A 24332-nucleotide genomic window follows, 5' to 3' on the forward strand; every position below is an offset into this window, starting at 1 on the left:
CAATGGCAGCTTTTTCAACTCTGGCGAAATTATCGCCACCCCCAGGCTGAACGGAAGTTAAGAATACACCTTCACTATGGCGGCTAAGTATTAAATATCAGTGGTTTTTTAGCAACAAGTGCACAATCTGTACACAGTTCATTGCCAGATCTTTGCGCAAATTGTCCGACACTGCGCAAAAATTAACCTGATGACGACTTAGCAGGCTCTGCCGCAGGCGGCCGATCAGTGTCACATCACTGCCCACCGCATCTTCCGCCGACGGCTGTTCGGCCAGCTGCAGACGGGCGCCGTTGCCGAGCAGCGCGCGCACCTTTTCCAGGTCCGCGTCTTCGTTCAGTGCGACACGCAGATTGGCCAGCTGGCCGTGGAATACCGAAACGGTGTTGATACAGACGTCCATCGCGACCCCCTCGCCGAGCAGGCGGCGCAGGTCGTGCACCAGTGCCAGCTCGCTCATGGTGTGGCCGCTGGCCAGCAACGCCTCGCTGGCACTCAGCTGATTGAAGGCGAGGCGGTGGCCGATGGCCGGGTCGACTTCCGCGTCCTGACCGCTGAACATGCGCGCCGTCTGTGCGGCCATGGAATCTATCGCCGCCTTGCCCAGCGCCGATACCGGCTGATTCAGCTGCACTTCCACCGCCTGCAGGCTCTCGGCCAGCGGTGCCAGCGCCTCGGCCACCATCGCCGCGCCGGCACTCGGCAGCGCCAGCACACGGCGTTCCGCCGTGGCGATATCCGCACTGTTCAACAGAGGGTGTACGACCGTGACAGTCTCATCGCCGCGGGTATTGCCTCCTGCATCCAGCACCCAGGCGCCGGCGGCCTCGGCTGCGCCGATGGCCGCCTCCGCCGCCGCGCCACTCTTCAGCACCACGACGACCTGATCCGGGGTGAAGGCGAATTTTTCCAGTTCCCGCACCGGGATATTGCGATTGCCGAACACCTGCGGCTCCACCTCGCTGTCCTCGATCTCCAGCAGGCGCAGCTGACCGGCAGCGATGGTTTCGCGCTCCTCGAGGATTTCCAGCAGCGGGGCAAAGGCGGCGCTATCGACACCGATAATAACCAGTTCGCGGGCAGGTTCGGACATGGCAGTTCACTTCAGGTTGGGGCGGGAAAAAACGAGGGGCGATTATACCCGCGGTGAGATATCAAAAAAGCGCCGGGAGCGCTTTTGGCCAGCTTTAGCTGGCCCGAAGGGGGACGTACAGGGATGTACTGCACAAAAAAGCCGCTGCGGGGCCCCGCAGCGGCTTTTGTTGCGAAAAGCATCACAGGCTGGCGAAACGGGTGCCAACCGGTGCGGCGCTTACAGCTTACCCAGCAGGATCAGCAACACCCGGCGCAGCGGTTCCGCCGCGCCCCAGAGCAGCTGGTCGCCTACCGTGAACGCATTCAGGTACTCCGGCCCGATGCTCAGTTTGCGCAGGCGCCCGACCGGGATATCCAGCTTGCCGGTCACCGCCGTCGGTGTCAGCTGCCGCAGGGTGGCCTCGCGCTCATTGGGCACTACGCGAACCCAGTCGTTGGCGGTGCCGATCAGCTGCTCGATGTCCGCCAGCGGCAGGTTCTTCTTCAGCTTCACGGTGAACGCCTGGCTGTGACAGCGCATGGCGCCGATCCGCACGCAGGTGCCATCCACCGGCACGGTGATATCGGTAGCCAGGATCTTGTTGGCCTCCACCTGCGCCTTCCACTCCTCGCGGCTCTGGCCGGTTTCCAGTTGGGTGTCGATCCACGGCAGCAGGCTGCCCGCCAGCGGTGCACCGAATTCTGCGCTGGGGAAATCCGCGGAGCGCATATCGGCGACCACCTTGCGGTCGATATCCAGAATCGCACTGGCCGGATCCGCCAGTTCGCCGGCAACGCCGTCGCGGATGGCGCCCATCTGGGAAATCAGCTCGCGCATGTTTTTCGCACCGGCGCCGCTGGCGGCCTGATAGCTCATTACGGAAACCCAATCCACCAGGCCGGCCTTGAACAGCCCGCCGAGCGCCATCAGCATCAGGCTCACAGTGCAGTTGCCGCCGATAAAGTTCTTGGTGCCGGCGGCAATGCCTCTGTCAATCACATCGCGGTTGACCGGATCCAGCACGATGATGGCATCGTCCTGCATGCGCAGGCTGGAGGCGGCGTCGATCCAGTAGCCCTGCCAGCCACGCTCGCGCAGCTTGGGAAACACTTCTTTCGTGTAGTCACCGCCCTGGCAGCTGACGATTGCATCCAGCTGAGCCAACGCATCCATGTCGTAGGCGTCGCCGAGAGGGGCCACTTTACGACCGATATCCGGCGCCTTGCCACCGGCGTTGGATGTAGAAAAGAAAACCGGCTCGGCGATATGGGCGAAGTCGTTCTCCGCCAACATGCGCTCCATCAATACCGAGCCGACCATGCCGCGCCAGCCGATAAAACCTACTTTGTTCATTGCAAATGACCTTTAAATTCCGTGGTGTATGGATTCCGGCCTGCGCCGGAATGACGAGTTCGAGTACGGATTTAAATCACTAGAAAGCGGCCACCACTGCTGCGCCCATTTCCGCGGTGGATACCTTTTTACAGCCTTCGGTATAGATGTCCGCGGTGCGCAGTCCCCGATCCAGAACCTCGCTCACAGCTGCCTCGATCGCATCGGCGGCGTCCCCCATATCCAGAGAGTAGCGCAGCATCATCGCGGCAGACAGAATGGTCGCCAGCGGGTTGGCGATACCCTGGCCGGCGATGTCCGGCGCCGAACCGTGGCACGGCTCATAGAGACCGAAGCCGGTTTCGTTCAGCGAGGCAGACGGCAGCATGCCGATGGAGCCGGTCAGCATGGCCGCGGCATCGGAGAGAATATCGCCGAACATATTGCCGGTGACCATGACATCGAACTGCTTGGGTGCGCGCACCAGCTGCATGGCCGCGTTGTCCACGTACATATGCGACAGCTGCACGTCCGGGTATTCCGGTGCCAGGCGGTCCAGCACCTCGCGCCACAGCACGGTCACTTCCAGCACATTGGCCTTGTCCACCGAGCACAGCTTGCCACCGCGCTTCTGCGCCGCCTCGAAGGCCGTGCGCGCGATGCGCTCGATTTCCGACTCGCTGTAGACGTAGGTGTTGAAGCCCTGCTTCTCGCCGTTTTCCAGCGTGCGGATGCCGCGCGGCTCGCCGAAATAGATACCGCCGGTGAGCTCGCGCACGATCAGGATATCCAGGCCGGCAACCACCTCCGGCTTCAGCGAGGACGCCTCGGCCAGCTGCGGGTACAGGATCGCCGGGCGCAGGTTGGCGTAGAGACCGAGTTTGCTGCGGATCTTCAGCAGGCCCTTTTCCGGGCGGATTTCCCGCGGAAGCGTGTCCCACTTGGGACCGCCGACAGCGCCGAGCAGCACCGCATCGCACTTGCCCGCCGCTTCCAGCGTCGCGTCGGTGAGCGGCTCGCCGTGGGCGTCGATGGACGCACCACCGATCAGGCCCTGCTCGAAGGAGAGGCCCAGATTGAATTTCTTGTCCACGGCTTCCAGTACCGCCACCGCCTGCTCGACGATTTCCGGGCCGATACCGTCGCCCGGCAGGATCATGATTTTTTTGCTCACAAATCTTCCCTTAAATTATTTATCACTTCGCAGGGTGCGCCGTGCGCACCATTCAAGGCCGAAGGTGCGCACGGCGCACCCTACGTCAGCAGATTACTTAACCGCGTCGAACAGCCAGGGGGCCTGCTGGCGGCGCTTGGCTTCGTAAACGCGGATATCGTCCGCGTCCTCCAGGGTCAGGCCGATATCGTCGAGGCCGTTCAGCAGGCAGTGCTTGCGGAACTCATCCACCTCGAAGGCGATGGTGTCGCCGTCCGGCTTCACAATCTGCTGCTTGTCCAGATCAATGGTCAGCTCGTAGCCTTCCTGCGCGTACATCTCGTCGAACAGCTCGTTCACTACCGCCTCTTCCAGCACGATCGGCAGCAGGCCGTTCTTGAAGCAGTTGTTGAAGAAGATATCGGCAAAACTCGGCGCGATTACCGCGCGAAAGCCGTAATCATCCAGCGCCCAGGGCGCGTGTTCGCGGCTGGAACCACAGCCGAAGTTCTCGCGCGCCAGCAGCACCGAAGCACCCTGGTAGCGCGGGTAATTCAGTGCAAACTCCGGGTTCAGCGGACGCCGGGAACAGTCCTGACCCGGCTGGCCCTCGTCGAGGTAGCGCAGCTCGTCGAACAGGTTGGGACCGAAACCGGTGCGCTTGATGGATTTCAGAAACTGCTTCGGAATAATCAGGTCGGTATCCACATTGGCGCGATCCATCGGCGCGGCCAGACCTTTATGCACGGTAAAAGCCTTCATTTACGCAGTCTCCAATTGAGATTCGAATTCACGCACATCGACAAAACGGCCGGCAATCGCCGCCGCCGCCGCCATGCTCGGGCTCACCAGATGGGTGCGGCCGCCGTAGCCCTGGCGCCCCTCGAAGTTGCGGTTGGACGTGGAGGCGCAGTGCTCGCCGGCGCCCAGCTTGTCCGCATTCATCGCCAGACACATGGAGCAGGACGGCTCGCGCCACTCGAAGCCGGCGTCGATAAAGATATGGTGCAGCCCCTCTTTTTCCGCCTGCGCCTTCACCGCCTGCGAGCCCGGCACGATCAGTACCTGCTTGACGCTGTCGGCCTTCTTCTGGCCCTTGGCCACCGCCGCGGCCGCGCGCAGGTCCTCGATACGGGAATTGGTGCAGGAGCCGATAAACACCCGGTCCAGCTTGATATCGGTAATCTTCTGGCCGGCCTGCAGGCCCATATATTCCAGCGCCCGGGCGATACCGGCGCGCTTGGTCGCATCGGTCTCCGCGGCCGGATCCGGCACCAGCGCGCTCACCGGTACCACCATTTCCGGGGAAGTGCCCCAGCTCACCTGCGGCTCTATCTCCTCGCCGCGCAACTCCACCACCGCATCGAACACGGCATCGTCGTCGGAGTGCAGCTGGCTCCAGGCCGCTACGGCCCTGTCCCAGTGCTCGCCTTTCGGCGCATAGGGCTTGTCCTTCACGTAATCCAGGGTGATCTGGTCCACCGCCACCATGCCGGCGCGCGCGCCCGCCTCGATGGCCATGTTGCACACGGTCATGCGACCTTCCATCGACATGCTGCGCATCACTTCGCCGCCGAACTCGATCGCGAAGCCGGTGCCGCCGGCGGTGCCGATCTTGCCGATAATCGCCAGCACCACGTCCTTCGCCGTCACGCCCGGACCCAGCTCGCCGTCCACGCGCACCAGCATGTTCTTCATCTTCTTCTGGATCAGGCACTGGGTCGCCATCACGTGCTCGACCTCGGAGGTGCCGATGCCGTGCGCCAGGGCACCCAGGGCGCCGTGGGTGGAGGTGTGGGAGTCACCGCAGACCACGGTCATGCCCGGCAGGGTCGCACCCGTCTCCGGGCCGATCACATGCACGATGCCCTGCCCCGGCTCGTTGATACCGAACTGCACCACATCGAAATCGCGACAGTTCTCGTCCAGGGTCTGCACCTGGATCCGCGACACCTCGTCGCGGATGCCTGCGACGCCGGCGGCGCGCTCGGCGGCCTCGGACGGAACGTTATGGTCCGGCGTTGCGACCAGTGAGTCCTTGCGCCAGGGTTTGCGACCGGCCAGTCGCAGACCTTCAAACGCCTGCGGGGAAGTCACCTCGTGGATCAGGTGGCGGTCGATATAGATGAGTGCTGTGCCGTCTTCGCGGCTCTTTACCAGGTGGTCCTGCCAGAGTTTGTCGTAGAGCGTCTGCCCGGCCATGGCCGTGTCCTCTAAATGCGGAATGATGAATGCGGAATGCGGAAATTGAGGGCAAGTCTAATGCCGGGCATTGAATAACATCAAATTATATTTATTATAAGAAACATTCCAAATAGGAATTTGAAAGTATCGGGACTCGCAGCATATGGCGCGACCAATGGTGCGCACGGCGCACCCTACGGCTCGAGCCCGAAAGAATACCGGACCTAAAAGAGAAGACGTCGATGCCGGGAGCCGCTTGAGAAACATTTGCCGATGAGGCTGTTGAACAAGTGGCTCCCGGCAGCGGCGCCGCCACCCAACCCACTACGGAGCAGAGAACAGTGGAACTCCAATGGCTCAAGGCCTTCCTCGCCACCGCAGAGCAGGGCTCGGTATCCGAGGCAGCCGAGCATCTGCACCTGACCCAGCCGGCGGTCAGTAAGCGCCTGGCGGCGCTGGAACAGCAGCTGGGCACACCGCTGTTCGACCGCATCGGCCGGCGCCTGCAGCTGACCGACGCCGGCCGGGTTCTGCTGCCGCGGGCGCGACATATCCTCAACGAGGTCAGCGATGCCGAGCGCGAACTGCGCTCACTGGGCGGCGAAGTGACCGGCAGCCTGCGCATCGCCACCAGCCACCACGTGGGTCTGCACCACTTGCCGCCGGTACTGAAAGAGTTCAGTACCCGCTACCCCGACGTGGCACTGGATATCGATTTTGTCGACTCGGAACAGGCCTACGAGGCACTGATGGCCGGAGAGTACGAACTGGCAGTGGTCACCCTGGCGCTGAAGGAATACCCGAGCCTGGATGCCCGCGTGATCTGGCCCGACCCCTGCGTGGTGGTCGCCGCACCCGACCACCCGCTGGCGCAGATGCCGACGCTGGATCTCGACGACCTCGCGCGCTATCCGGCCATACTGCCGGATTTGAACACCTACACCGGCCGCCTGATCAAGCGCGAGTTCGATGCCCGGGGGCTGAAGCTCACCGCCAAGCTGGCCACCAACTTTCTCGAAACCATCAAGATGATGGCGGGCGTCGGGCTCGGCTGGAGCGTGCTGCCGCGCACACTGGTCGACGACAGCCTCGCCATACTGCCGGTGGAAAAACTGCACATCGTGCGCAACCTGGGTGTCATCAATCACCGCGCCAGAACGCTCAGCAACGCCGCCAGCGCATTGCAACAGCTGCTGATTGCCGCGGCGGATAAAAATTCACCAGAAAAAACCTGATCACAATCACACATTTCAGGGAAATGTGCGGCTGACATCAGTACGTCAGAAAAAAAAAGGTAAACTCCGCCACAGAATTAAAATGGAGAGACCCCATGAAAAGAACAGCACTCGCCCTGTGTGCCGCCCTCGCCAGCGGCGCCGCCAGCGCAGACACCATTCTCGGCTTTGACGCCAGCGCCGGCATCTGGCAGCCGACTTACACCGGCGGCATCGGTGCCGACAACTTCAATATGGATGAGTTTTCCCTGGCGGAAGACAACATCACTTTCCTGCAGGCGGCCCTGGAGCACCCGATCCCGCTGGTGCCGAATATCATGGTGTCCCACAGCACCATCCAGACCGACGGTGCAGCCCAGCTCGGCGAGTTCGTCCAGTTCGGTGACGAAACTTTCCTGGTCGGCAGCGATGTAAGCGCGGATCTGGACCTGAGCCACACCGATGCCACCCTTTATTACGAAGTGCTCGACAACTGGGTGAACCTGGACATCGGCCTGACCGCGCGCCAGTACAAAGGTGAATTGTCCGTGGCGAGCGCCATCCAGTCCGAGACCATCGAGCTGAACGGCTATCTGCCGATGGCTTACGGCATGGCCCGTTTTGACCTGCCGTTTACCGGCTGGTCAATAATCGCCCAGGGCAATGGCACCGGCTACAAGGGCGACACCCACACCGACCTGACCGCGAAAGTGCGCTGGGACTTCGCCCCGGCCCTGGACTTCGCCGTCGAAGCCGGCTATCGGGTATGGAGCCTGGAAGTGCAAGAGCTGGACGACCTGCAGACCGATATCGAAATCAAGGGCCCCTACCTGGGTCTGAATCTGCACCTGTAATCGGGATCGGCAGAAATTAAAAAAGGGCGGCATTTGCCGCCCTTTCTTTTTGCACCGTTTACTTGCCTGCCGTCACGACGCCGGGACTGACATCCCCGTTCTGCCCGCGCTGGCGCAGCGCGTGATCGATCAGCACCAGCGCCATCATCGCCTCCGCGATGGGCGTCGCGCGGATTCCGACACAGGGATCGTGGCGCCCGGTGGTAATCACTTCGATCGGATTCCCGTGCACATCGATGCTGCGCCCGGGAATACGCAGGCTGGAAGTGGGTTTCAGGGCGATATGGGCGATAATCTCCTGGCCGCTGGAAATGCCGCCCAGCACACCGCCGGCATTGTTGGACAGAAATCCTTCCGGCGTGATCTCGTCGCGGTGCTCGGTGCCTTTCTGCTCGACACTGGCGAAGCCGGCCCCGATCTCCACCCCCTTGACGGCGTTGATGCTCATCAGCGCGTGGGCGAGATCCGCGTCCAGGCGATCAAAGATCGGCTCGCCGAGGCCCGCCGGCACATTGCTGGCGTGCACCGAGATGCGCGCGCCGATGGAGTTGCCCTCCTTGATCAGCGCCTGCATATAGGCCTCCATCTCCGCCACCTTGTCCGCGTCCGGGCAGAAAAACGGATTCTGCCCCACCTGGTCCCAGTCCAGCTTTTCCACTTTGATCGGCCCCAGCTGCGACAGGTAGCCACGCACCTCTATGCCATATTTTTCGCGCAGCCATTTCTTGGCGATGGCGCCGGCAGCGACGCGCATGGCCGTCTCGCGCGCAGACGAGCGGCCGCCGCCGCGGTAGTCGCGCAGGCCGTATTTCTGCCAGTAGGTGTAGTCGGCGTGGGCCGGGCGCACCTGCTCGGCGATATTGGCGTAGTCCTTCGAGCGCTGGTCGGTGTTCTCGATCAAGAGGCCGATCGGCGTGCCGGTGGTCTTGCCCTCGAACACACCGGACAGAATCTTGACCTGGTCCGCCTCGCGGCGCTGGGTGGTGTAGCGGGAAGTGCCCGGCTTGCGCCGGTCCAGCTCCAGCTGGATCTCCTCCTCGCTGATCTCCAGCCCGGGCGGGCAGCCATCGACGATACAACCCAGCGCCGGGCCGTGGCTCTCGCCGAAAGAGGTGACGCAAAACAGCTTGCCAAAGGTGTTGCCCGACATGCGCAATTTTCCCTGTCTATCTGCGTTGTATTCGTTGAAAGCGGCGCATTATAAGGGATTCCCCGCCGGCCATGCGCCGCGCGGCGCAAAAAGCGCAGCGGCTTTGCTGCTTTCCGCCATCCCTAGGATCATTTACCAGGCACCGAAGCTGTTCAGTTAAGCCCCCTTGCCGGAATCTCCAGTTGTGGGAGCCTGCCCTGCGGGCGAAAAGTGCGTGTTTTGCCCAGCCTTTTGATCGCCAGCAGGTCCGGCTCCCACAGAGTGCCAATTTCTGAATTAGCGGTACTATCCCTGGCCCTGGTCGCCAGTCCCCGGTTCCCAATATTGCCGGTAGGCGAGCAGCTCCTCGCGGCTGATCACGAAGACACCGTGGCCGCCGTCCTCGAACTCGGGCCACATAAAGGGTACCTCCGGGAAGGCCCGCTCCAGCGCCTCCCAGCTGTTGCCCACCTCGCACACCAGCAGCCCGTCCGGCTGCAGGTGGTCGGCGGCCTCGCGCAGCAGCCTGCGGGTAAAGTCGAGGCCGTCGTCCCCGGAGCCCAGCGCAATTTCCGGCTCGGCGCGGAATTCCGCCGGCATCTCCGCCAGGTCGCGCGCGTCGACATAGGGCGGGTTGCACACGATCAGCTCGTAGCTGCAGCCGTGCAGACCGGCGAACAGGTCGGACTGCACCGCGCGCACCTGTTCATTCAGGTGATGGCGGTTGATATTGATCTGCGCCACTTCGACGGCGCCCGCGTCTATGTCGCTGAGGTCGACCCGCGCATCGGGGAAGGCCTCGGCACAGGCGATGCCGATGCAGCCGCTGCCGCAGCAGAGATCCAGAATCGCCAGCGGTTCCACTTTCAGCCAGGGCTCGAAGCCGCCGCGGATCAGTTCGCCGATCGGTGAGCGCGGCACCAGCACGCGCTCGTCCACATAGAAGGACATGCCGCAGAAATGGGCCTCGTGGGTCAGGTAGGCGGCCGGCAGGCGCTCGTCGGCGCGGCGCTCCAGTATCGCCATCACCTCGCGGCGCTCCTCCATCGTCAGGCGCGCCTGCAGCACCTCCGGCTTGCTCTCCAGCGGCAGGTGCAGGCTGTGCATTACCAGTAGCACCGCCTCGTCCCAGGCGTTGTCGGTGCCGTGGCCGAACCAGAGGCCGGCCTCGTTGAAACGGCTGGCACCCCAGCGGATATAGTCGAGCACCGTCGCCAATTCATGGAGACTGGATTCACGCCTTTCTATCATGGAATCTATCCTTAAATGCTATGGAACTCGGTATGTGCGGATCTTTACTCTAGGGTGACAAAGGCTTAGGGTAGCGCACCCGCCCACGGCAGGCTGCCGGGCTGAGATATTGGAAAAGAGCAGCATGAACGAACACTACGCGCGAATTATCGAAGCAATCGGCGAAGATCCGCAACGTCACGGACTGAAAGACACGCCGCAGCGCGCCGCCAAAGCCATGGAATACCTGACCCGCGGCTACAAGCAGACCGTTGACGAAGTCGTCAACGGCGCCCTCTTCCCGTCCGATTGCAGCGAGATGGTGCTGGTCAAGGATATCGAACTCTACTCCCTGTGCGAGCACCACCTGCTGCCATTTATCGGCAAGGCGCACGTGGCCTATATCCCCAATGGCATGGTGGTGGGCCTGTCCAAGGTCGCGCGCATCGTAGACATGTTCGCGCGCCGCCTGCAGATCCAGGAACAGCTGACGGTGCAGATCGCCGAGAGCCTGCAGCGGATCACCAACGCCGCCGGCGTCGGTGTCATCATCGAGGCCAAGCACATGTGCATGATGATGCGCGGCGTGGAGAAGCAGAACTCGGTGATGAAGACCTCCGCTATGCTCGGCACCTTCCGCAGCAACCAGGCCACCCGCAACGAATTCCTGTCACTGATCCGGTAGGGTGCGCCCTGCGCACCCTACAAGTTCTACCTCACGGAGAGAGATTCATGCCCCACCTGGTGATCGAGTACGCGAAAAAGCTCGAAGACAAGATCTCCATCGCCGCACTGGTGAGCTCGGCCCAGGAGGCCATGAACAAGTCCGGGCTCTTTGCCCCGCACACCATCAAGACCCGCGCGCTGCCCTACGAACAGTTTATTGCCGGCGGCTCCGTTGAGGGCTCCGGCGGCAGCTTTATCCACGCAGAAATCCGCCTGCTCGAGGGGCGCAGCGACCGGGAGCGGGAGGCCCTCAGTTCGGCCGTATTCAACTGCCTGTGCCAGTTTGCCGAGGGCGTGCCGGCGGTGACGGTGGAGGTGCGGGAGATGGACCCGAGCTGCTATTCGAAACGTTTGCCCTTTTAGAACTCTCCTTCTTTCCTAATGTAGGAGCGGCCCATGGCCGCGATCGATGTCCGGGGTATCCAGAAAGTCCGATCGCGGCCATGGGCCGCTCCTACATAGAGATCTTTCAACCGGCGACGGTGCCGATTACCGATCAGCTTCGCCGCGCAAAAAGGGACCGAACCACTCGGCAATCCCCTCGGCGCCGTCCTCCATGTGCAGGTGGTGGCCGCCGGGCATTTCCTTAACCTCGATATTGGCGTGGCTGGCCAGCACCGGCCGCAACCGCTCGATCATGTTGACGATGCCCTCCGTCGCGAGCACCAGCCGAATCGGCATGGTGGCCCGGTCGAGGAACGCCTGCACCTGCGCATTGTTCAGCTTGGCGGTAGAGGTGGCCATCAGGCGCGGATCGTTGCTCCAGGTAAAGCCGTCGCCGACCGGGCGGGTGCCGCGCTCGGCGAGCGCGCGGGCGGCGCCGTCCGGCAGCGGGAACATACCGTTCTTGCGCGCCTCCACTGCCGCGTCAAACGATTCGAAATGGCGCGGCTTGCGCGCACCGTAGCGGGCCCGCTGGGCGATCGCCCTCGCGAGGGTCTCCGGCGCCTCGGCATCCTCCGCCGGCGGCGGCACCAGGCCATCGATCAGCGCCAGGCGTCTGATGCGGCCGGGGAAGGTACCGGCGGTAATCATTGCCGCCACGGCGCCGCGCGAGTGGGCCAGCAGCGAGAAGTCGTGCCAACCGAGCGCGTGGGCTATGCCAAGCACGTCTTCCACCTCTTCCCAGATGTTGTAGTTGGCGTCGCGGGAGCGGTGATAGCTGCGGCCGTGGCCGGCCATATCCACCGCGACCAGGTTCAGGTCTCCGAGCAGCGGCGCCAGCCGGTCAAAACTGGCGCAGTTGTCCAGCCAGCCGTGCAGCGCCAGTACCGGCGCGCCGTCGGCACTGCCCCACTGACGCGCGGCGATGGTTTTGCCGTCGAATTCGAGATTCCTTTCACGGAAGGGGGAGGAGGCGCGGGGAGACTGGTTCATGGGCGGCGACATCCGGAAATACAGGCGGGTGATGTTGCAGCGATTGGCGGAGGCCTGCAATGACGCTATGAATCAGGGGCGATGGTGGATTGCGCTGGCGGGCCCGCGACCCGAAGCCCTCTCCCCCGACCCCTCTCCCGCAAGCGAGACAGGGGAGCTACTCTTTCAGGGTTCCGGGAAACGCATATTTCGCATTCCGCATTCCGCATTCCGCATTCATGCGACGCGCCCATGCGCCTCACCCGCTTCGTGGGCAGCCCCGGGCGGGCAGCCCCGGGCGGGCAGCCTTCGGCTGCGCAAATCTGCTCCCGGCAGATTTGTCCGCATTCACTCCCTGTGCTGCAACCACTCCAGTTCGGCACAGCCGTTGGCCCAGACTTCCGCGCTCAGGCAGGCGAGACTGGACGTACCCATGGCGTGCTCGCCGTCGCTGCCGCAGAGTCCGTTGACCAGGCTGCCAACCAGCGGCTGGTGACTGACCAGCAGCAGCGGCCAGTTTTCCGCACCATCCTCCTGCTGCAAGGCGTCGAGCACCGTTTGCGGCGCCGTGTCGCCGATCAGCAGGGACTTGCTTATGACCGGCAGCCCCAGCCGTTCGGCGACAATCTGGGCGGTCTGCTGCGTGCGCGCGAAGGGACTGGCCCAGATGGCGCGCACCGCGGCCAGCTCGTCCGCGCGCATTTCGCAGATTTGCGCCACATCGGCGCGCCCCCGCTCGGTCAGCTGGCGGGCCGCATCGTCGCCGGTCATCGGCTCGGCATTGCCGTGGCGCAGAATCAGCAGTTGCACTGGGGACCTCCGCGAATCGCCAGGGGGTTACTCTTTCTCGCTGCTCTCGTCTGCTTCGGCATCTTCCCTGGACTTTTTCGCCGCCGAAGACTTCTTGCTTGCCGGTTTCTTTTCCGCGGCGTTTTTTGCAGTTTCCTTGCCAGCGCCCTTGCCTGCTTCCTCCGCCGTCTCGTCGCTGCCGAGTTCGATCACTTTCTCAGTCTTTTCGGCTTCGACCTCTTCCGCCTCGACTTCTTCCGCTTCGGCGATCACTTCCGCATCCACTTCTGCGGCGCTCTCGTATCCGGACAGGTCGTCCACATCGGACTCCGGCCACTCGGCGAACGGGAAGGGCTTTTCCTCGGTGTTGTAAATCAGGAACTGCAGCGTCTGGTAGAAGTAGGAGGCAATCTGGTCCCCCAGCCGGCGCAGATTGTCGTTGGCACTGCCGGTAATAATGGAAAACAGGAATTGCAGCGCCACTATCGCCAGCATCACCAGGCCGGCGATTTCCAGCAGAAACGCGAACAGCACCATGTAGATGAGGCGCAGCCACTGGTTGCCGGAGGTCAGGTTGTGTTTCAGTTCTTTATTATCCATAAAAAAATTCCGTGAGGATTTGGCTCTCGTTAACTGGGTTTACGGCTTCGCTCTCTTTACCTATGTCTACGGCTTCGCCGAGTAGGCCACATCAAAGGTTTGCGCGCCCGACATCAAATCGCGAATTACCTCCGGGATCGGCCGCTCTTCAAATAATATGGCGTGAATCGCGGAAACCAAGGGCATATAGACGCCCATTTCGTCCGCTTTGTGCTTGATCAGGCGCACCGTGTTGACGCCCTCGGCGACCTGACCGATTTCCGCGACGGCCTCCTCCAGCGGGCGCCCCCGGCCCACCAGGTAGCCGACGCGGTAGTTGCGGCTCAGGTCCGAGGAACAGGTCAGTATCAGGTCACCGACACCGGCGAGGCCGATAAACGTCATCGGATCGGCGCCCATGGCCTCGGCAAAGCGCATCATCTCCGCCAGCGCGCGGGTGATCAGCAGGCTGATGGTGTTCTGCCCGCGCTCCAGCGCTGCGGCCATGCCGGTCACGATCGCGTAGATGTTTTTCAGCGCACCGGCCAGCTCCACGCCAAAAACATCCTTGCTGGAGTAGACGCGGAAGGTTTCCGAGTGCAGCACTCTCTGGATGCTGGTGCAGAGCGCCTCGTCCTCGCTGGCGATCACCGTGGCGGTATAGTGGCCCGCGACGATTTCCTTGGCGAAATTGGGCCCGCTCAGCACGCCGACGCGCATGCCGCTGGTCTCCTCGCGCAGGATGTCACTCATCAGATGGAAGCCGTCTTCCTCGATGCCCTTGGTGGTGGAAATCAGCATGGTGTCCGGCGCCAGTAGCGGCGCGACCCGCTGCACCACGTCGCGGAAGGACTTGCTGGGGATGGCCACGAACACGATCTGGCAGCCGTCGATGGCCTGCCGCAGGTCGCTGGTGATCTGCAGCTCCGGGTGCAGCGGCACACCGGGCAGATAGTAGTGATTCTCGCGCATCTTGCGGCAGTCCGCCGCGCGCGCCTCGTCGCGCATCCACTGGCGCGTATCGTGGCCATTGCCGGCCACGATATTGGCGATCGCGGTGCCGAAACTGCCGCCGCCCAATACGGCAATAGCGAGAGACTTGCCGCTCGAAGCGGAAGGGTTGTCCGTCTGAGTTGTCATACCGTTAAAGCTTTTTCGAGTTTTGGCGGATTATAGAGGGGCCGATGTGGCAGCCCAACGGCAGCGGGGAAAAAATGTGAGATTCAGTCAGTTCGTGCAAAATTCGGGCAAGGATTTGTAGGAGCGGCGGGGCGGCCACCGGCCGCTCCTACAGTGAGTCCCCTCTCCCGCAAGCGGGAGAGGGGCGCAAGGGTGGGCTTAGCCGTTCAGTTCCAGCAGCAGCGTGTTCAGGCGGCGCACATAGTCGGCCGGATCTGCCAGCTGGTTGCCGGCCGCCAGGTTGGCCTGGTCCATCAGGATATTGGTCAGGTCCGCAAAGCGGTCCTCGTCCTGCTCCAGATCCAGGCGCTGCACCAGCGGGTGGGCCGGGTTCAATTCGAAGATCGGCTTGGCCTCCGGCAGTTTCTGGCCGGCCTGCTCGAGGATACGGCGCATCTGCGGTCCCATATCCTGCTCGCTGACCACCAGACAGGCGGGGGAGTCGACCAGGCGGGTGGTGGCGCGCACGTCCTCGACGCGGCCCTCCAGCACCTCCTTGACCCGCTCCACCAGCGCGCCGGATTCCTTCTCGACTTTTTCGCGCTCGGCCTTGTCTTCGTCGGTCTCGGTTTCACCCAGGTCCAGCGCGCCCTTGGCGACGTCCTGGAACTGCTTGCCGTCGAACTCGTGCATATGGCCGACGAACCACTCGTCCACCTGGTCGGTCAGCAGCAGCACCTCGATGCCCTTCTTGCGGAACACCTCCAGGTAGGGGCTGGACTTGGCGGTGGCGAAATTGTCGGCGCAGACGTAGTAGATGGTTTTCTGCCCGTCCTGCATGCGGCCGACATAGTCCTCCAGCGACTGGTCCTGCTTGGGCTCGTCGGTATGGGTGGAAGAGAAGCGCAGCAGCTTGGCCACCTTGTCCCGGTTGGCGTAGTCCTCGGCCGGGCCCTCTTTCATGACGTTGCCGAACAGATCCCAGAACTTCTGGTACTGGTCGGCGTCCTTCTTCGCGAGCTTGTCGAGCATGTCCAGCACGCGCTTGCTCAGCGCGCTCTTGATGGCGTCGGTGTTGCGGTCCTTCTGCAGAATCTCGCGGGACACGTTCAGCGGCAGGTCGTTGGAGTCCAGCACGCCCTTGACGAAGCGCAGGTAGAGCGGCAGGAACTGCTCGGCGTCGTCCATGATGAAGGTGCGCTGCACGTACAGCTTGAGGCCGCGGGCGGCATCGCGCTGATAGAGATCGAAAGGCGCGCGCGCCGGGATGTACAGCAGGCTGGTGTAATCCAGGTTGCCCTCGACGCGGTTGTGGCTCCAGGTCAGCGGGTCGTCGAAGTCGTGGGAGATGTGCTTGTAGAACTCCTTGTACTCCTCGGACTTGATCTCCGAGCGCGGGCGGGTCCACAGGGCCTGGGCGGCGTTGACCGCCTCGAATTCCGCGGCTTTCTCCTCTTCGCCCTCGGCAGCCGGCGCAGCCTCTTTCAGCATCTCCACCGGGATGGCGATATGGTCGGAGTACTTCTTGATGATCGATCTCAGGCGCCAGCCGTCGGCGTATTCTTTCGCCTCGTCTTTCAGGTGCAGCACCACGCGGGTACCGCGGTTGGGCCATTCGACATTCTCCACCGAGTACTCGGCTTCGCCGTGGCACTCCCAGTGCACACCCTGGTCGGCGCCCAGGCCGGCGCGGCGGGTGAACACCTCCACCCTGTCGGCGACGATAAAGGCCGAGTAGAAGCCGACACCGAACTGGCCGATCAGGTGCGCATCCTTCTTCTGGTCGCCGGTCAATCGCTGCATGAACGCGGCGGTGCCGGAGCGGGCGATGGTACCCAGGTTCTCGATCACCTCGTCGCGGCTCATGCCGATGCCGTTGTCGGTGATGGTGAGGGTGCCGTCGTCCTTGTCAAATTCGATGCGGATGCGCAGGTCGGGGTCTTCCGCCAGCAGCTCGGGCTTGGACAGGGCCTCGAAGCGCAGCTTGTCGGCGGCGTCGGAGGCGTTGGATACCAGCTCGCGCAGGAAAATCTCCTTGTTGGAGTAGAGCGAGTGGATCATCAGGTGCAGCAGTTGCTTGGCTTCGGTCTGGAAGCCGTGGCTCTCTTTGTGGGCCTCAACGGTCATGGATAGGTCTCCCCGTACACTTCATTCGGATCAGGGAGCAGATATAGGGTTGGCTGGCGGGGTTTCAAGGGGTAGCCGAGTTGTGATGTCGTGGCGGCCCTGCTGGCAGTGGCTATTTGCGGGACACGGGCTAGGCGCCCCCCTTACATACGTCCATGTAGGCTCGGCGTCGGCAGCCATGCCCCCGACGGTCCCGCAAATAGCCACCCCCAGCAAGGCCTTCGCATCGACCTCCACCTTCCCCGACCTCGGTTACATGCCGAGTTCGCGGCGAAGGGCCTGGTGCCGGGGGCCGCCCGGGAAACGATTGCCGATGAGGTTGTTTACCGGACGGCCACCGGCAGCGGGACCGCCACCAAGCGAACTAAAGAGCCCCGTCAGAGCCTATCGGAACTACTTGTTGGCGGCGGCCGCGGCTGTGGCGAGGGTACCGTTGCCGGTGATATCGATGACGAAGTTGGCGGTAAGGTCGGCGATCGCGCGGGATTCCGCGTTCATCAGAATCGCTATGCCGACCTTCCGCTTCTCGGAATAGGCGACTGCGGCGCGGAATCCGGCCACCCAGCCGCCGTGGTAGATGATGCGATCGTCGCCGATGGTGTAGAGGCGCCAGCCGAGGCCGTAGCCGGCGTGGGACAGGTAGTCGCGCCAGATACGGTGGCGCATATGGCGCTGGGTTTCCACCCGCTCGGTGGTCATATCCTGAATCACTTCCGGCGACAGCACTTTCGGGAAGTAGCCCATCTGTGCCTTCAGCCACTGGGCCATATCGGCGATGCTGGCATTGACGCCCGCCGCCGGCGCCGCGAAGTAGTATTCCTTCTCCACCTTCACCGGACGCCAGCCCCTGCCGGTCTGCACGTGGGGCGCGGCGCGGTTGTCAGCCGCCATAAAGCTCTCCCAGCCGACCGAGGCGTTGTCCATCTTCAGCGGGACGAAGAAGCGCTCCTTCAGCTGCCGCTCATAGGTGACCCCGGTGGCCTTGTAGATCACGTCCTCGATCAGACTGAACAGCACATTCTGGTAGCCGTAACACTTGCCCGGTGTACAGCGCGGGTCGATGTTGGCGAACTGCGGCAGAATCTTGCTGAGCGGCTTGTTGTCTTCCAGGTAGTCGTCGTAGGCGTTGGGGGTCAGGCCCGAGGAGTGGCTGAGCAGGTGTTCCACCTGCAACTGCCGGGACAGGGACGGGGTCTTGAAGCTGAGCTCCGGCACATAGCGCACCACCTTGTCCGCCCAGCGGAACTTCTTCTCGTGCTCCAGCACCGTGGCCATGCTGGCGGCAAACGTCTTGGATACCGATGCCAGGCGGAAGACCGTGTTGCGGTCCACCTTGCCCTTCTTGCCCTTGATCCGCACGCCGTAGGTATCCATCGCCACCACCTGATCGCCGTCGACAATCACGTAGGCGCCGCCCGGAATCTCCTTCTGCTTCATCAGCTGGCGGAAGTAGCGGTCAAACTCCTTGGCGCTGGTCTGGATATCCGCCGCGCGCGCGGGCAGTCCCAGGCTGCAGAGAAGCAGCACCAGGCTGAGGTGCAGAGCGCCCCGTGGGCGCAGATAACTGATTAGTAAAACGAGTGCAGGTCTCATGCCGTACTTCGGGCCGCGGCGGCAATCTGTTTTGGTGCTTTTTATAAGACTAGCAGCGAGCGGAAAAATTCTCTTCTCACGCCGAACAATGCAGCGCATTGTAATCGCAAATCGGAGCCGGCGCACAGCCGACGTGGCTACTGAGTCAAAGAATAGCGCTGTCAGGGCGCTCTCATAGTGCCGGGCCCGCCGCCAGAGGCGGCGAGCCGCTCTCGGGAAAAAGCCCAGGCATAAAAAAAACCGCCTCGCGGCGGTTCTTTTGCGGCGGGGAGCGCGTCGGCACTCCCCTGCGGGAACGACAGCTTACAGCTTGTCGGCGTTCTCGCTCAGGTAAGCCGCTACGCCTGCCGGAGAAGCGTTCATACCCTTGTCACCCTCCTGCCAGCCGGCCGGGCACACTTCGCCGTGCTGCTGGTGGAACGCCAGGGCGTCAACCATGCGCAGCATTTCGTCGACGTTGCGACCCAGCGGCAGGTCGTTGACGACCTGGTGGCGCACCACACCGTCTTCGTCGATCAGGAAGGAACCGCGGAAAGCGACACCGGCGTCGGCTTCTACGTCGTAGGCCTGGCAGATTTCGTGCTTCACGTCGGCAACCAGGGTGTACTTAACGGCGCCGATACCGCCCTCGTTGACCGGCGTGTTGCGCCAGGCGTTGTGGGAGAACTGGGAATCGATGGACACACCGATCACTTCCACGCCGCGCTTCTGGAACTCCGCATAGCGGTGGTCGAAAGCGATCAGCTCGGACGGGCACACGAAGGTGAAGTCCAGCGGGTAGAAGAAGACTACCGCCTTCTTGCCCTTGGTCGCTTCTTTCAGGTTAAAGGAATCAACGATCTCGCCGTTGCCCAGTACCGCAGCAGCGGTGAAATCGGGAGCTGGTTTGCCTACCAGAACTGCCATGAGAACCTCCTCAATCCAATGATGGGTTATTGATAAAAGGTGAAGTGTTCAATTTATATGCAACCGCTATAAATCGAAGAAGAATTGATAGTGGGCCGCTATGATACACACCCGCCTATTTCAGTCCCATAAAATTTTTATATGGCGTCGATAGAGGCGCAATGACAGCGATCTGACCCGGTCAACATCGCTGGTCACTCAACACCCCGGCAGTCACAAAAAATACAGCTAGACTGAGAATTGAGCGTCACAGAATCTTATTGACACTCATTCTCACTTGCAATACGATCTGCGCACTCTCCAATGTTGAGCGTTTTGAGCGCCAGGGTTCCAACGACGATGTACGTTTGTATCTGTAAAGGCATTACCGACCGCCAGATCAAAGAAGCGGTTTACGATGGCTCCACTTCGGTCAAAGCCCTGCGCCGCCACCTCGGCGTCTCCTCCCAGTGCGGCCGCTGTGCCGAGCTGACCCAGGAGATCATCGACGAGACCATGGCTGGCGGTGTGATCGCCGCGGCCAACAACGGCCTGTTCTACTCCGCCGGCTGAGAACACCCGATACCCCGCTGGTCGCCGCCCGGCGATCAGCAGTAACGCCCCCCTCCCCGACACCCGCTTTTTATCCGTTCGAAGTGCTCGCTGAACTAAGCTGACTGCACGCACGTGTCTGCCGCGTCAGTGAACTTATGAAACGGTATTTATTGCACCTGGGTGCGAGGCTGCGCTCCAGTTTCTGGGGCGTACCGCTGTTGATGATCCTGTCGGCCATCGCCCTGGCCAACATCCTGCGCCTGGTGGATGCCTGGCTGGACCCGGCCAGCCTGACCGGCTTCGACTGGCTGCGCCTGCGCGACCCGGACAGCGCCCGCGCCCTGCTCTCCGTCATCGCCGGCTCCACCATCACCGTCGCCGGTACCGTGTTCTCCATTACCGTGGTCGCCCTGACGCTGGCCTCCAATCAGTTTGGCCCGCGCCTGGTGCGCAATTTCATTCGCGATCGCGGCACCCAGATATCTCTGGGCATCTTTCTCGCGACTTTTGTCTACTCGCTGGTGACCATGCGCAGCATCAGCACGCTGGGCGACGTTACGAGCAAGTACGACCTCGCCGTGCAGGCCGCCCTGCTGCTGGCACTGATCAGCATCTGTTACCTGATCTACTTCATTCATAATGTCGCGCAGTCGATCCAGGTGGACAATATCACCCATGAGATCAACCTGGAGTTTCACCGGGCGATTGACCGCGAATATCCGCATTCGCTGGAAGATGCCCGCGGCGAGAAATTTGATATCGAGCGGCTGGAGCTGGGTAGCGGCTGGATTAATATTCCGGCAGAGCGCGGCGGTTATGTACAGCTGGTCGATCGACCGAAGCTGGTTGCGCTGGCACAGGAATTCGACTGCTGCCTGCTGATCACCTGCCACGCCGGCGCCTACATCCATCACTGGGGCTCAATTGGCCGCATCTTTCAGGCCGGGGAAAATGCCGACGCACTGATTACGCGGGTGCAATCGGCGCTGGAAATCGGTTCGCTGCCGACGGCGGAACAGGACATCGTCTTTTCGATACGCCAGCTGGCGCAGATTGCCGAACGCGCACTGTCACCCGGCATCAACGATCCCTTTACCGCCTACTCCTGTATCGATCGCCTGATCGAAGGCCTGGGCACTGTATTGCAGCGGCCGGAACCGCCCAATTGCTTCAAGGACGAGAACGGGCGACTGCGCCTCGTCAGTTGCGAACTGGAATTTACCCATCTGCTCGACGCATCGCTGGATGAAATCTACGAACACAGTCGCGGCAACGGCGTGGTGATGCGCCATCTGCTCAATGCCCTGTCCGACCTTGCCGATGTGTGTGCCAGGAACAATGACAGAAAGGCGCTGTACGATTACCTGCAGCGCATAGCAAATGACAGTCCATCCTTTTTGAACAGCCACACCGACCTCGCGATTATCGAGGAAAAAATCGCAGCGATTCAGCAGAAGCTGACCGACTGACGGCGCGAACTAAAACAGAATCATTTTCGTTGCGGTTTTCGGCCGAAATTGCGTTAAACCCCTTGTTTTTCCCGCTTTGCGCAACGGTTACAGCACGCTTGACTTGCCCGGGACGGCAACGCAAACTCGACCCCGATTGCGGCTGTGGCCCAGGAATAAAAAACAGGGCAGTGCATCAGCGGCGAATTTTAGCGACCAACAATCAGGAATTCTCTGCGGTCCCACTCGAGCTCGCAGGGCCACAGGAGCAAAAGCTATGAAGGGCGATCCCAAAGTCATCGAACATCTGAACAAGGTACTGGGCAACGAGCTGGTGGCGATCAACCAGTATTTCCTGCACGCCCGCATGTACGACAACTGGGGCCTGAAAGAGCTGGGCAAACACGAGTACCACGAATCCATCGATGAAATGAAACACGCCGACTGGCTGATCGAGCGCATTCTTTTCCTCGAGGGCATTCCCAACCTGCAGCACCTGGGCAAGCTGCTGATCGGCGAAGACACCGTAGAGATGCTCAAGTGCGACCTGAAGCTGGAATCCAAGGCGATTCCGGACCTGCGCGACGCCATCGCCTACTGCGAGTCCGTGCGCGACTACGGCAGCCGCGAACTGCTGGAGAAAATTCTCGACTCCGAAGAGGAACACGTGGACTGGCTGGAAACCCAGCTGGAACTGATCGACAAGGTGGGCATCCAGAATTACCTGCAGTCGCAGATGGAAAAGGCCTCCGAGTAAGCAATCGCCTTTTCATCAGAGCGGCGTCGGGTCTGTGCCGGACTTGCTCCGGCAGCGGTATCCAGTTTCGTGGCACCTGGATTCCGGCCTGCGCCGGAATGACGAAGATGTGCTGAGAAGATGTGCTGAAATGACGAATGCTGAGGCGATCCCTGTGATCGCCCAATAAAAAACCGCGGTCATTGCCGCGGTTTTTTATTCTGCGGGGGGGGGGGCGGAATTTACTCGCCGCCCTCGCTCTCGGCCGCGGCCTCGTCGACCAGCGTCTTCAGCTCGCCGTTCTCGTACATCTCCATGATGATGTCGCAACCGCCGACCAGCTCGCCCTTCACCCACAGCTGCGGGAAGGTCGGCCAGTTGGCGTACTTGGGCAGCTCGGTGCGGATATCCGGGTTGGACAGCACATCCACATAGGCGAAGCGCTTGCCGCAGGCCATCAGCGCCTGGGACGCGCGCATGGAAAAGCCGCACTGGGGTGCGTTGGGGCTGCCTTTCATGTAGAGCAGGATGGCGTTGTCGGCGATCTGCTGCTTGATGTTCTCCAGTGTATCCATAGGGATGACTAACCTCGGGTTGTGGAAGCGTTGGATGATTCGGGGCGCAGACCGGCGCTGGGCGGCCGCGCGCTGGCCGGCATTGTACCCTAGTGTCGTATTGCATACTAAAAGCCGGACGATCACCTTGGGGAGCCTCTGACAAAACGTAGCGAGCGAGTGGCTGGTGGCGGCCGCCGGAGCGCCAGAGTGAGCCGCGACCGAAGCACCGCTTCGCAGGGCGGCTAACGAGTGTACTTTAGTACATGAGCAGAGCCTGCCCCGCGAGCGCAGCGAGTGCACTGGGTATTGCGCACCGGCACCGCCGGACGCCGCCAGGCGCACGCGCAGTAGTTTTTCAGAGGTTCCCTGGCGCGACACAGTTCTTGTGTTAGTATTGCCGGCTTTACCGGGGAAACTGCGGATCGGCGCCACCATTGCCGAATTTTCTGCGGAAAGCCCGGATTTCCAGGCCCGCCACCTAGAGGAGACAGCAAAGTGGCCACTCCCGCACTCATGCAGAATTACGGCAACAGAACCCTGACCCTGGTCCGGGGCGAGGGCAACTATGTGTGGGACGACGCCGGCCGACGATACCTGGACGCCATCTCCGGCATCGCCGTCTGCGGCCTGGGCCACTGCCACCCGGCGGTGACCGAGGCGCTGGCCGACCAGGCGCGCACCCTGCTGCATGTCTCCAACCTGTACAACATTCCCGCGCAGGAACAGCTGGCGGACAGACTCGTGTTCCTGTCCGGCATGGACAATGTGTTCTTCTCCAATTCCGGTGCCGAGGCCAACGAGGCGGCAATCAAGCTGGCGCGCCGGCTCGGCAACGAGCGCGGCTACGCGGTGCCGCGTATCGTGGTGATGGAGGGCGCCTTCCACGGCCGCACCCTCGCCACCCTGACCGCCACCGGCAACCCGAAGGTACAGCAGGGCTTCGCGCCGCTGCCCGAAGGTTTCCTGCGCGTGCCGTTTGACGACGTCGCCGCGATCGAGAAGCTCGCCGCCAGCCACGACGATATCGTCGCAATACTGGTGGAACCGGTACAGGGCGAGGGCGGTATCCGCGTGCCGGCGCCGGACTACCTGAACCAGCTGCGCGAACTCTGCGACCGGCACGACTGGCTGCTGATGCTGGACGAGATCCAGACTGCCAACGGCCGCAGCGGCAAGCTGTTCGCCTACCAGCACAGTGAAGGACTGTTGCCGGACGTGGTCACCACCGCCAAGGGGCTCGGCAACGGCGTGCCCATCGGCGCCTGCCTGGCGCGCGGCAAAGCGGCACAGCTGTTTACCGCCGGCAGCCACGGCTCCACCTTCGGCGGCAACCCGCTGGCCTGCCGCGCCGGCCTCGCGGTGCTGGAGACCCTGGAGGGCCACTGGCTGATCGAGCGCGCGGAGCAACTGGGTAACCGCCTGCTGCAGCAGCTGCGCCTGCAGCTGGCCGACTGTGCGGCGGTCAAAGACGTTCGCGGCCTCGGCCTGCTGATCGGCATAGAACTCGACCGCCCCTGCTCCGAGCTGGTGGAACTGGCCCGCGCGCAGGAACTGCTGATCAATGTCACCGCCGGCAATGTGGTGCGCCTGCTGCCGCCGCTCACCCTCACCGACGCGGAGTGCGAGCAGATAGCCACTATCATCAGTGCGCTGATTCAACAATTTGCCCGGGAAGAAGCCTGACATAAGAA

Annotated in this window: 23 protein-coding genes; 8 read left to right on the forward strand and 15 right to left on the reverse strand. The window is 62.3% G+C overall.

All coding sequences use genetic code 11. The features are described from left to right. Positions 1-97 precede the first annotated feature (97 nt). The 5 genes from RRF64_RS06050 to leuC form a co-directional block, all read right to left on the reverse strand. Positions 98-1093 carry an Asd/ArgC dimerization domain-containing protein gene (locus RRF64_RS06050; RefSeq protein WP_323844925.1) on the reverse strand — a complete coding sequence of 332 codons (996 nt, stop codon included), beginning with the start codon at positions 1091-1093 and terminating at the stop codon, positions 98-100. A 219-nt stretch (positions 1094-1312) separates the two neighbouring features. Further along, positions 1313-2428, reverse strand: coding sequence for an aspartate-semialdehyde dehydrogenase (asd, locus tag RRF64_RS06055; protein WP_323844926.1), 1116 nt, complete (start codon positions 2426-2428; stop codon positions 1313-1315). Between the two features lie 79 nt (positions 2429-2507). Then, positions 2508-3581 carry a 3-isopropylmalate dehydrogenase gene (leuB, locus tag RRF64_RS06060; RefSeq protein WP_323844927.1) on the reverse strand — a complete coding sequence of 358 codons (1074 nt, stop codon included), beginning with the start codon at positions 3579-3581 and terminating at the stop codon, positions 2508-2510. A gap of 93 nt (positions 3582-3674) precedes the next feature. After that, entirely contained in the window at positions 3675-4322 is a 648-nt protein-coding gene (leuD, locus tag RRF64_RS06065) for a 3-isopropylmalate dehydratase small subunit (RefSeq protein WP_323844928.1), read from the reverse strand. Next, the gene (gene leuC, locus RRF64_RS06070) at positions 4323-5762 is read right to left on the reverse strand and encodes a 3-isopropylmalate dehydratase large subunit (protein WP_323844929.1); all 1440 of its coding nucleotides are present in this window, start codon (positions 5760-5762) and stop codon (positions 4323-4325) included. Positions 5763-6085: 323 nt separating this feature from the next. Between leuC and RRF64_RS06075 the strand changes: the two genes are divergently transcribed. Together RRF64_RS06075 and RRF64_RS06080 are read left to right on the forward strand one after the other, a co-directional pair. After that, the gene (locus RRF64_RS06075; RefSeq protein ID WP_323844930.1) at positions 6086-6979 is read left to right on the forward strand and encodes a LysR family transcriptional regulator; all 894 of its coding nucleotides are present in this window, start codon (positions 6086-6088) and stop codon (positions 6977-6979) included. 95 nt (positions 6980-7074) lie between these two features. Continuing rightward, entirely contained in the window at positions 7075-7812 is a 738-nt protein-coding gene (locus RRF64_RS06080; protein WP_323844931.1) for a TIGR04219 family outer membrane beta-barrel protein, read from the forward strand. A 58-nt stretch (positions 7813-7870) separates the two neighbouring features. On the opposite strand, the gene aroC is transcribed toward RRF64_RS06080, so the two are convergent. Together aroC and prmB are read right to left on the reverse strand one after the other, a co-directional pair. After that, on the reverse strand, positions 7871-8962 hold the full coding sequence (gene aroC / locus RRF64_RS06085; RefSeq protein WP_323844932.1) for a chorismate synthase: 1092 nt from the start codon (positions 8960-8962) through the stop codon (positions 7871-7873). A 285-nt stretch (positions 8963-9247) separates the two neighbouring features. After that, a complete protein-coding gene (gene prmB / locus RRF64_RS06090; protein WP_323844933.1) occupies positions 9248-10192 on the reverse strand; it encodes a 50S ribosomal protein L3 N(5)-glutamine methyltransferase in 945 nt (314 codons plus the stop codon). 124 nt (positions 10193-10316) lie between these two features. Here prmB and folE point away from each other — a divergent pair, with 124 nt between their 5' ends. Both folE and RRF64_RS06100 read left to right on the forward strand, forming a co-directional pair. After that, on the forward strand, positions 10317-10856 hold the full coding sequence (gene folE, locus RRF64_RS06095) for a GTP cyclohydrolase I FolE (RefSeq protein WP_323844934.1): 540 nt from the start codon (positions 10317-10319) through the stop codon (positions 10854-10856). A 47-nt stretch (positions 10857-10903) separates the two neighbouring features. Then, positions 10904-11260, forward strand: a complete 357-nt coding sequence (locus RRF64_RS06100; RefSeq protein WP_323844935.1) for a 5-carboxymethyl-2-hydroxymuconate Delta-isomerase — start codon at positions 10904-10906, stop codon at positions 11258-11260. Positions 11261-11386: 126 nt separating this feature from the next. Here the strand turns inward: RRF64_RS06100 and RRF64_RS06105 are convergent, their stop codons facing one another. The 7 genes from RRF64_RS06105 to RRF64_RS06135 form a co-directional block, all read right to left on the reverse strand. Next, positions 11387-12274, reverse strand: a complete 888-nt coding sequence (locus tag RRF64_RS06105) for an alpha/beta fold hydrolase (protein WP_323844936.1) — start codon at positions 12272-12274, stop codon at positions 11387-11389. Positions 12275-12601: 327 nt separating this feature from the next. After that, a complete protein-coding gene (gene sixA, locus RRF64_RS06110; protein ID WP_323844938.1) occupies positions 12602-13063 on the reverse strand; it encodes a phosphohistidine phosphatase SixA in 462 nt (153 codons plus the stop codon). Positions 13064-13090: 27 nt separating this feature from the next. Beyond that, a complete protein-coding gene (locus tag RRF64_RS06115) occupies positions 13091-13642 on the reverse strand; it encodes a DUF4389 domain-containing protein (protein ID WP_323844939.1) in 552 nt (183 codons plus the stop codon). A gap of 66 nt (positions 13643-13708) precedes the next feature. Next, positions 13709-14761: an NAD(P)H-dependent glycerol-3-phosphate dehydrogenase gene (locus tag RRF64_RS06120; protein ID WP_323844940.1), complete on the reverse strand. Its 1053-nt coding sequence runs from the start codon at positions 14759-14761 to the stop codon at positions 13709-13711. A 198-nt stretch (positions 14762-14959) separates the two neighbouring features. After that, positions 14960-16867: a molecular chaperone HtpG gene (gene htpG, locus RRF64_RS06125; RefSeq protein WP_323844941.1), complete on the reverse strand. Its 1908-nt coding sequence runs from the start codon at positions 16865-16867 to the stop codon at positions 14960-14962. A 393-nt stretch (positions 16868-17260) separates the two neighbouring features. Next, complete coding sequence (locus RRF64_RS06130; protein WP_323844942.1) at positions 17261-18460, reverse strand: serine hydrolase domain-containing protein; 1200 nt, start codon at positions 18458-18460, stop codon at positions 17261-17263. Positions 18461-18763: 303 nt separating this feature from the next. Further along, positions 18764-19366 carry a peroxiredoxin gene (locus RRF64_RS06135; protein ID WP_323844943.1) on the reverse strand — a complete coding sequence of 201 codons (603 nt, stop codon included), beginning with the start codon at positions 19364-19366 and terminating at the stop codon, positions 18764-18766. Positions 19367-19705: 339 nt separating this feature from the next. On the opposite strand from RRF64_RS06135, the gene RRF64_RS06140 reads away from it, so the two are divergent. The 3 genes from RRF64_RS06140 (at position 19706) to bfr (ending at position 22105) form a co-directional block, all read left to right on the forward strand. Beyond that, positions 19706-19918, forward strand: coding sequence for a bacterioferritin-associated ferredoxin (locus RRF64_RS06140; protein ID WP_323844944.1), 213 nt, complete (start codon positions 19706-19708; stop codon positions 19916-19918). Positions 19919-20055: 137 nt separating this feature from the next. After that, complete coding sequence (locus RRF64_RS06145) at positions 20056-21369, forward strand: DUF2254 domain-containing protein (protein WP_323844945.1); 1314 nt, start codon at positions 20056-20058, stop codon at positions 21367-21369. Positions 21370-21625: 256 nt separating this feature from the next. Continuing rightward, positions 21626-22105 (forward strand): bacterioferritin, encoded by a 480-nt coding sequence (gene bfr / locus RRF64_RS06150; RefSeq protein WP_323844946.1) that lies wholly within the window; start codon positions 21626-21628, stop codon positions 22103-22105. A 221-nt stretch (positions 22106-22326) separates the two neighbouring features. On the opposite strand, the gene grxD is transcribed toward bfr, so the two are convergent. Continuing rightward, positions 22327-22659: a Grx4 family monothiol glutaredoxin gene (grxD, locus tag RRF64_RS06155; protein WP_323844947.1), complete on the reverse strand. Its 333-nt coding sequence runs from the start codon at positions 22657-22659 to the stop codon at positions 22327-22329. Positions 22660-23136: 477 nt separating this feature from the next. On the opposite strand from grxD, the gene RRF64_RS06160 reads away from it, so the two are divergent. Continuing rightward, positions 23137-24324 carry an aspartate aminotransferase family protein gene (locus tag RRF64_RS06160; protein ID WP_323844948.1) on the forward strand — a complete coding sequence of 396 codons (1188 nt, stop codon included), beginning with the start codon at positions 23137-23139 and terminating at the stop codon, positions 24322-24324. The last annotated feature ends 8 nt before the right edge of the window (positions 24325-24332 follow it).

This window comes from Microbulbifer magnicolonia, from assembly GCF_035117725.1.
Taxonomy (GTDB): Bacteria; Pseudomonadota; Gammaproteobacteria; order Pseudomonadales; family Cellvibrionaceae; genus Microbulbifer; species Microbulbifer magnicolonia.

Bases quoted from the DNA above. Each gene is read 5' to 3' on its own strand.
- RRF64_RS06050 (WP_323844925.1), bottom strand. From the start codon at position 1,093: ATGTCCGAACCTGCCCGCGAACTGGTTATTATCGGTGTCGATAGCGCC.
- asd (WP_323844926.1), bottom strand. From the start codon at position 2,428: ATGAACAAAGTAGGTTTTATCGGCTGGCGCGGCATGGTCGGCTCGGTA.
- leuD (WP_323844928.1), bottom strand. From the start codon at position 4,322: ATGAAGGCTTTTACCGTGCATAAAGGTCTGGCCGCGCCGATGGATCGC.
- leuC (WP_323844929.1), bottom strand. From the start codon at position 5,762: ATGGCCGGGCAGACGCTCTACGACAAACTCTGGCAGGACCACCTGGTA.
- RRF64_RS06080 (WP_323844931.1), top strand. From the start codon at position 7,075: ATGAAAAGAACAGCACTCGCCCTGTGTGCCGCCCTCGCCAGCGGCGCC.
- aroC (WP_323844932.1), bottom strand. From the start codon at position 8,962: ATGTCGGGCAACACCTTTGGCAAGCTGTTTTGCGTCACCTCTTTCGGC.
- prmB (WP_323844933.1), bottom strand. From the start codon at position 10,192: ATGATAGAAAGGCGTGAATCCAGTCTCCATGAATTGGCGACGGTGCTC.
- folE (WP_323844934.1), top strand. From the start codon at position 10,317: ATGAACGAACACTACGCGCGAATTATCGAAGCAATCGGCGAAGATCCG.
- RRF64_RS06100 (WP_323844935.1), top strand. From the start codon at position 10,904: ATGCCCCACCTGGTGATCGAGTACGCGAAAAAGCTCGAAGACAAGATC.
- RRF64_RS06105 (WP_323844936.1), bottom strand. From the start codon at position 12,274: ATGAACCAGTCTCCCCGCGCCTCCTCCCCCTTCCGTGAAAGGAATCTC.
- RRF64_RS06115 (WP_323844939.1), bottom strand. From the start codon at position 13,642: ATGGATAATAAAGAACTGAAACACAACCTGACCTCCGGCAACCAGTGG.
- RRF64_RS06120 (WP_323844940.1), bottom strand. From the start codon at position 14,761: ATGACAACTCAGACGGACAACCCTTCCGCTTCGAGCGGCAAGTCTCTC.
- htpG (WP_323844941.1), bottom strand. From the start codon at position 16,867: ATGACCGTTGAGGCCCACAAAGAGAGCCACGGCTTCCAGACCGAAGCC.
- RRF64_RS06130 (WP_323844942.1), bottom strand. From the start codon at position 18,460: ATGAGACCTGCACTCGTTTTACTAATCAGTTATCTGCGCCCACGGGGC.
- RRF64_RS06135 (WP_323844943.1), bottom strand. From the start codon at position 19,366: ATGGCAGTTCTGGTAGGCAAACCAGCTCCCGATTTCACCGCTGCTGCG.
- RRF64_RS06140 (WP_323844944.1), top strand. From the start codon at position 19,706: ATGTACGTTTGTATCTGTAAAGGCATTACCGACCGCCAGATCAAAGAA.
- RRF64_RS06145 (WP_323844945.1), top strand. From the start codon at position 20,056: ATGAAACGGTATTTATTGCACCTGGGTGCGAGGCTGCGCTCCAGTTTC.
- bfr (WP_323844946.1), top strand. From the start codon at position 21,626: ATGAAGGGCGATCCCAAAGTCATCGAACATCTGAACAAGGTACTGGGC.
- grxD (WP_323844947.1), bottom strand. From the start codon at position 22,659: ATGGATACACTGGAGAACATCAAGCAGCAGATCGCCGACAACGCCATC.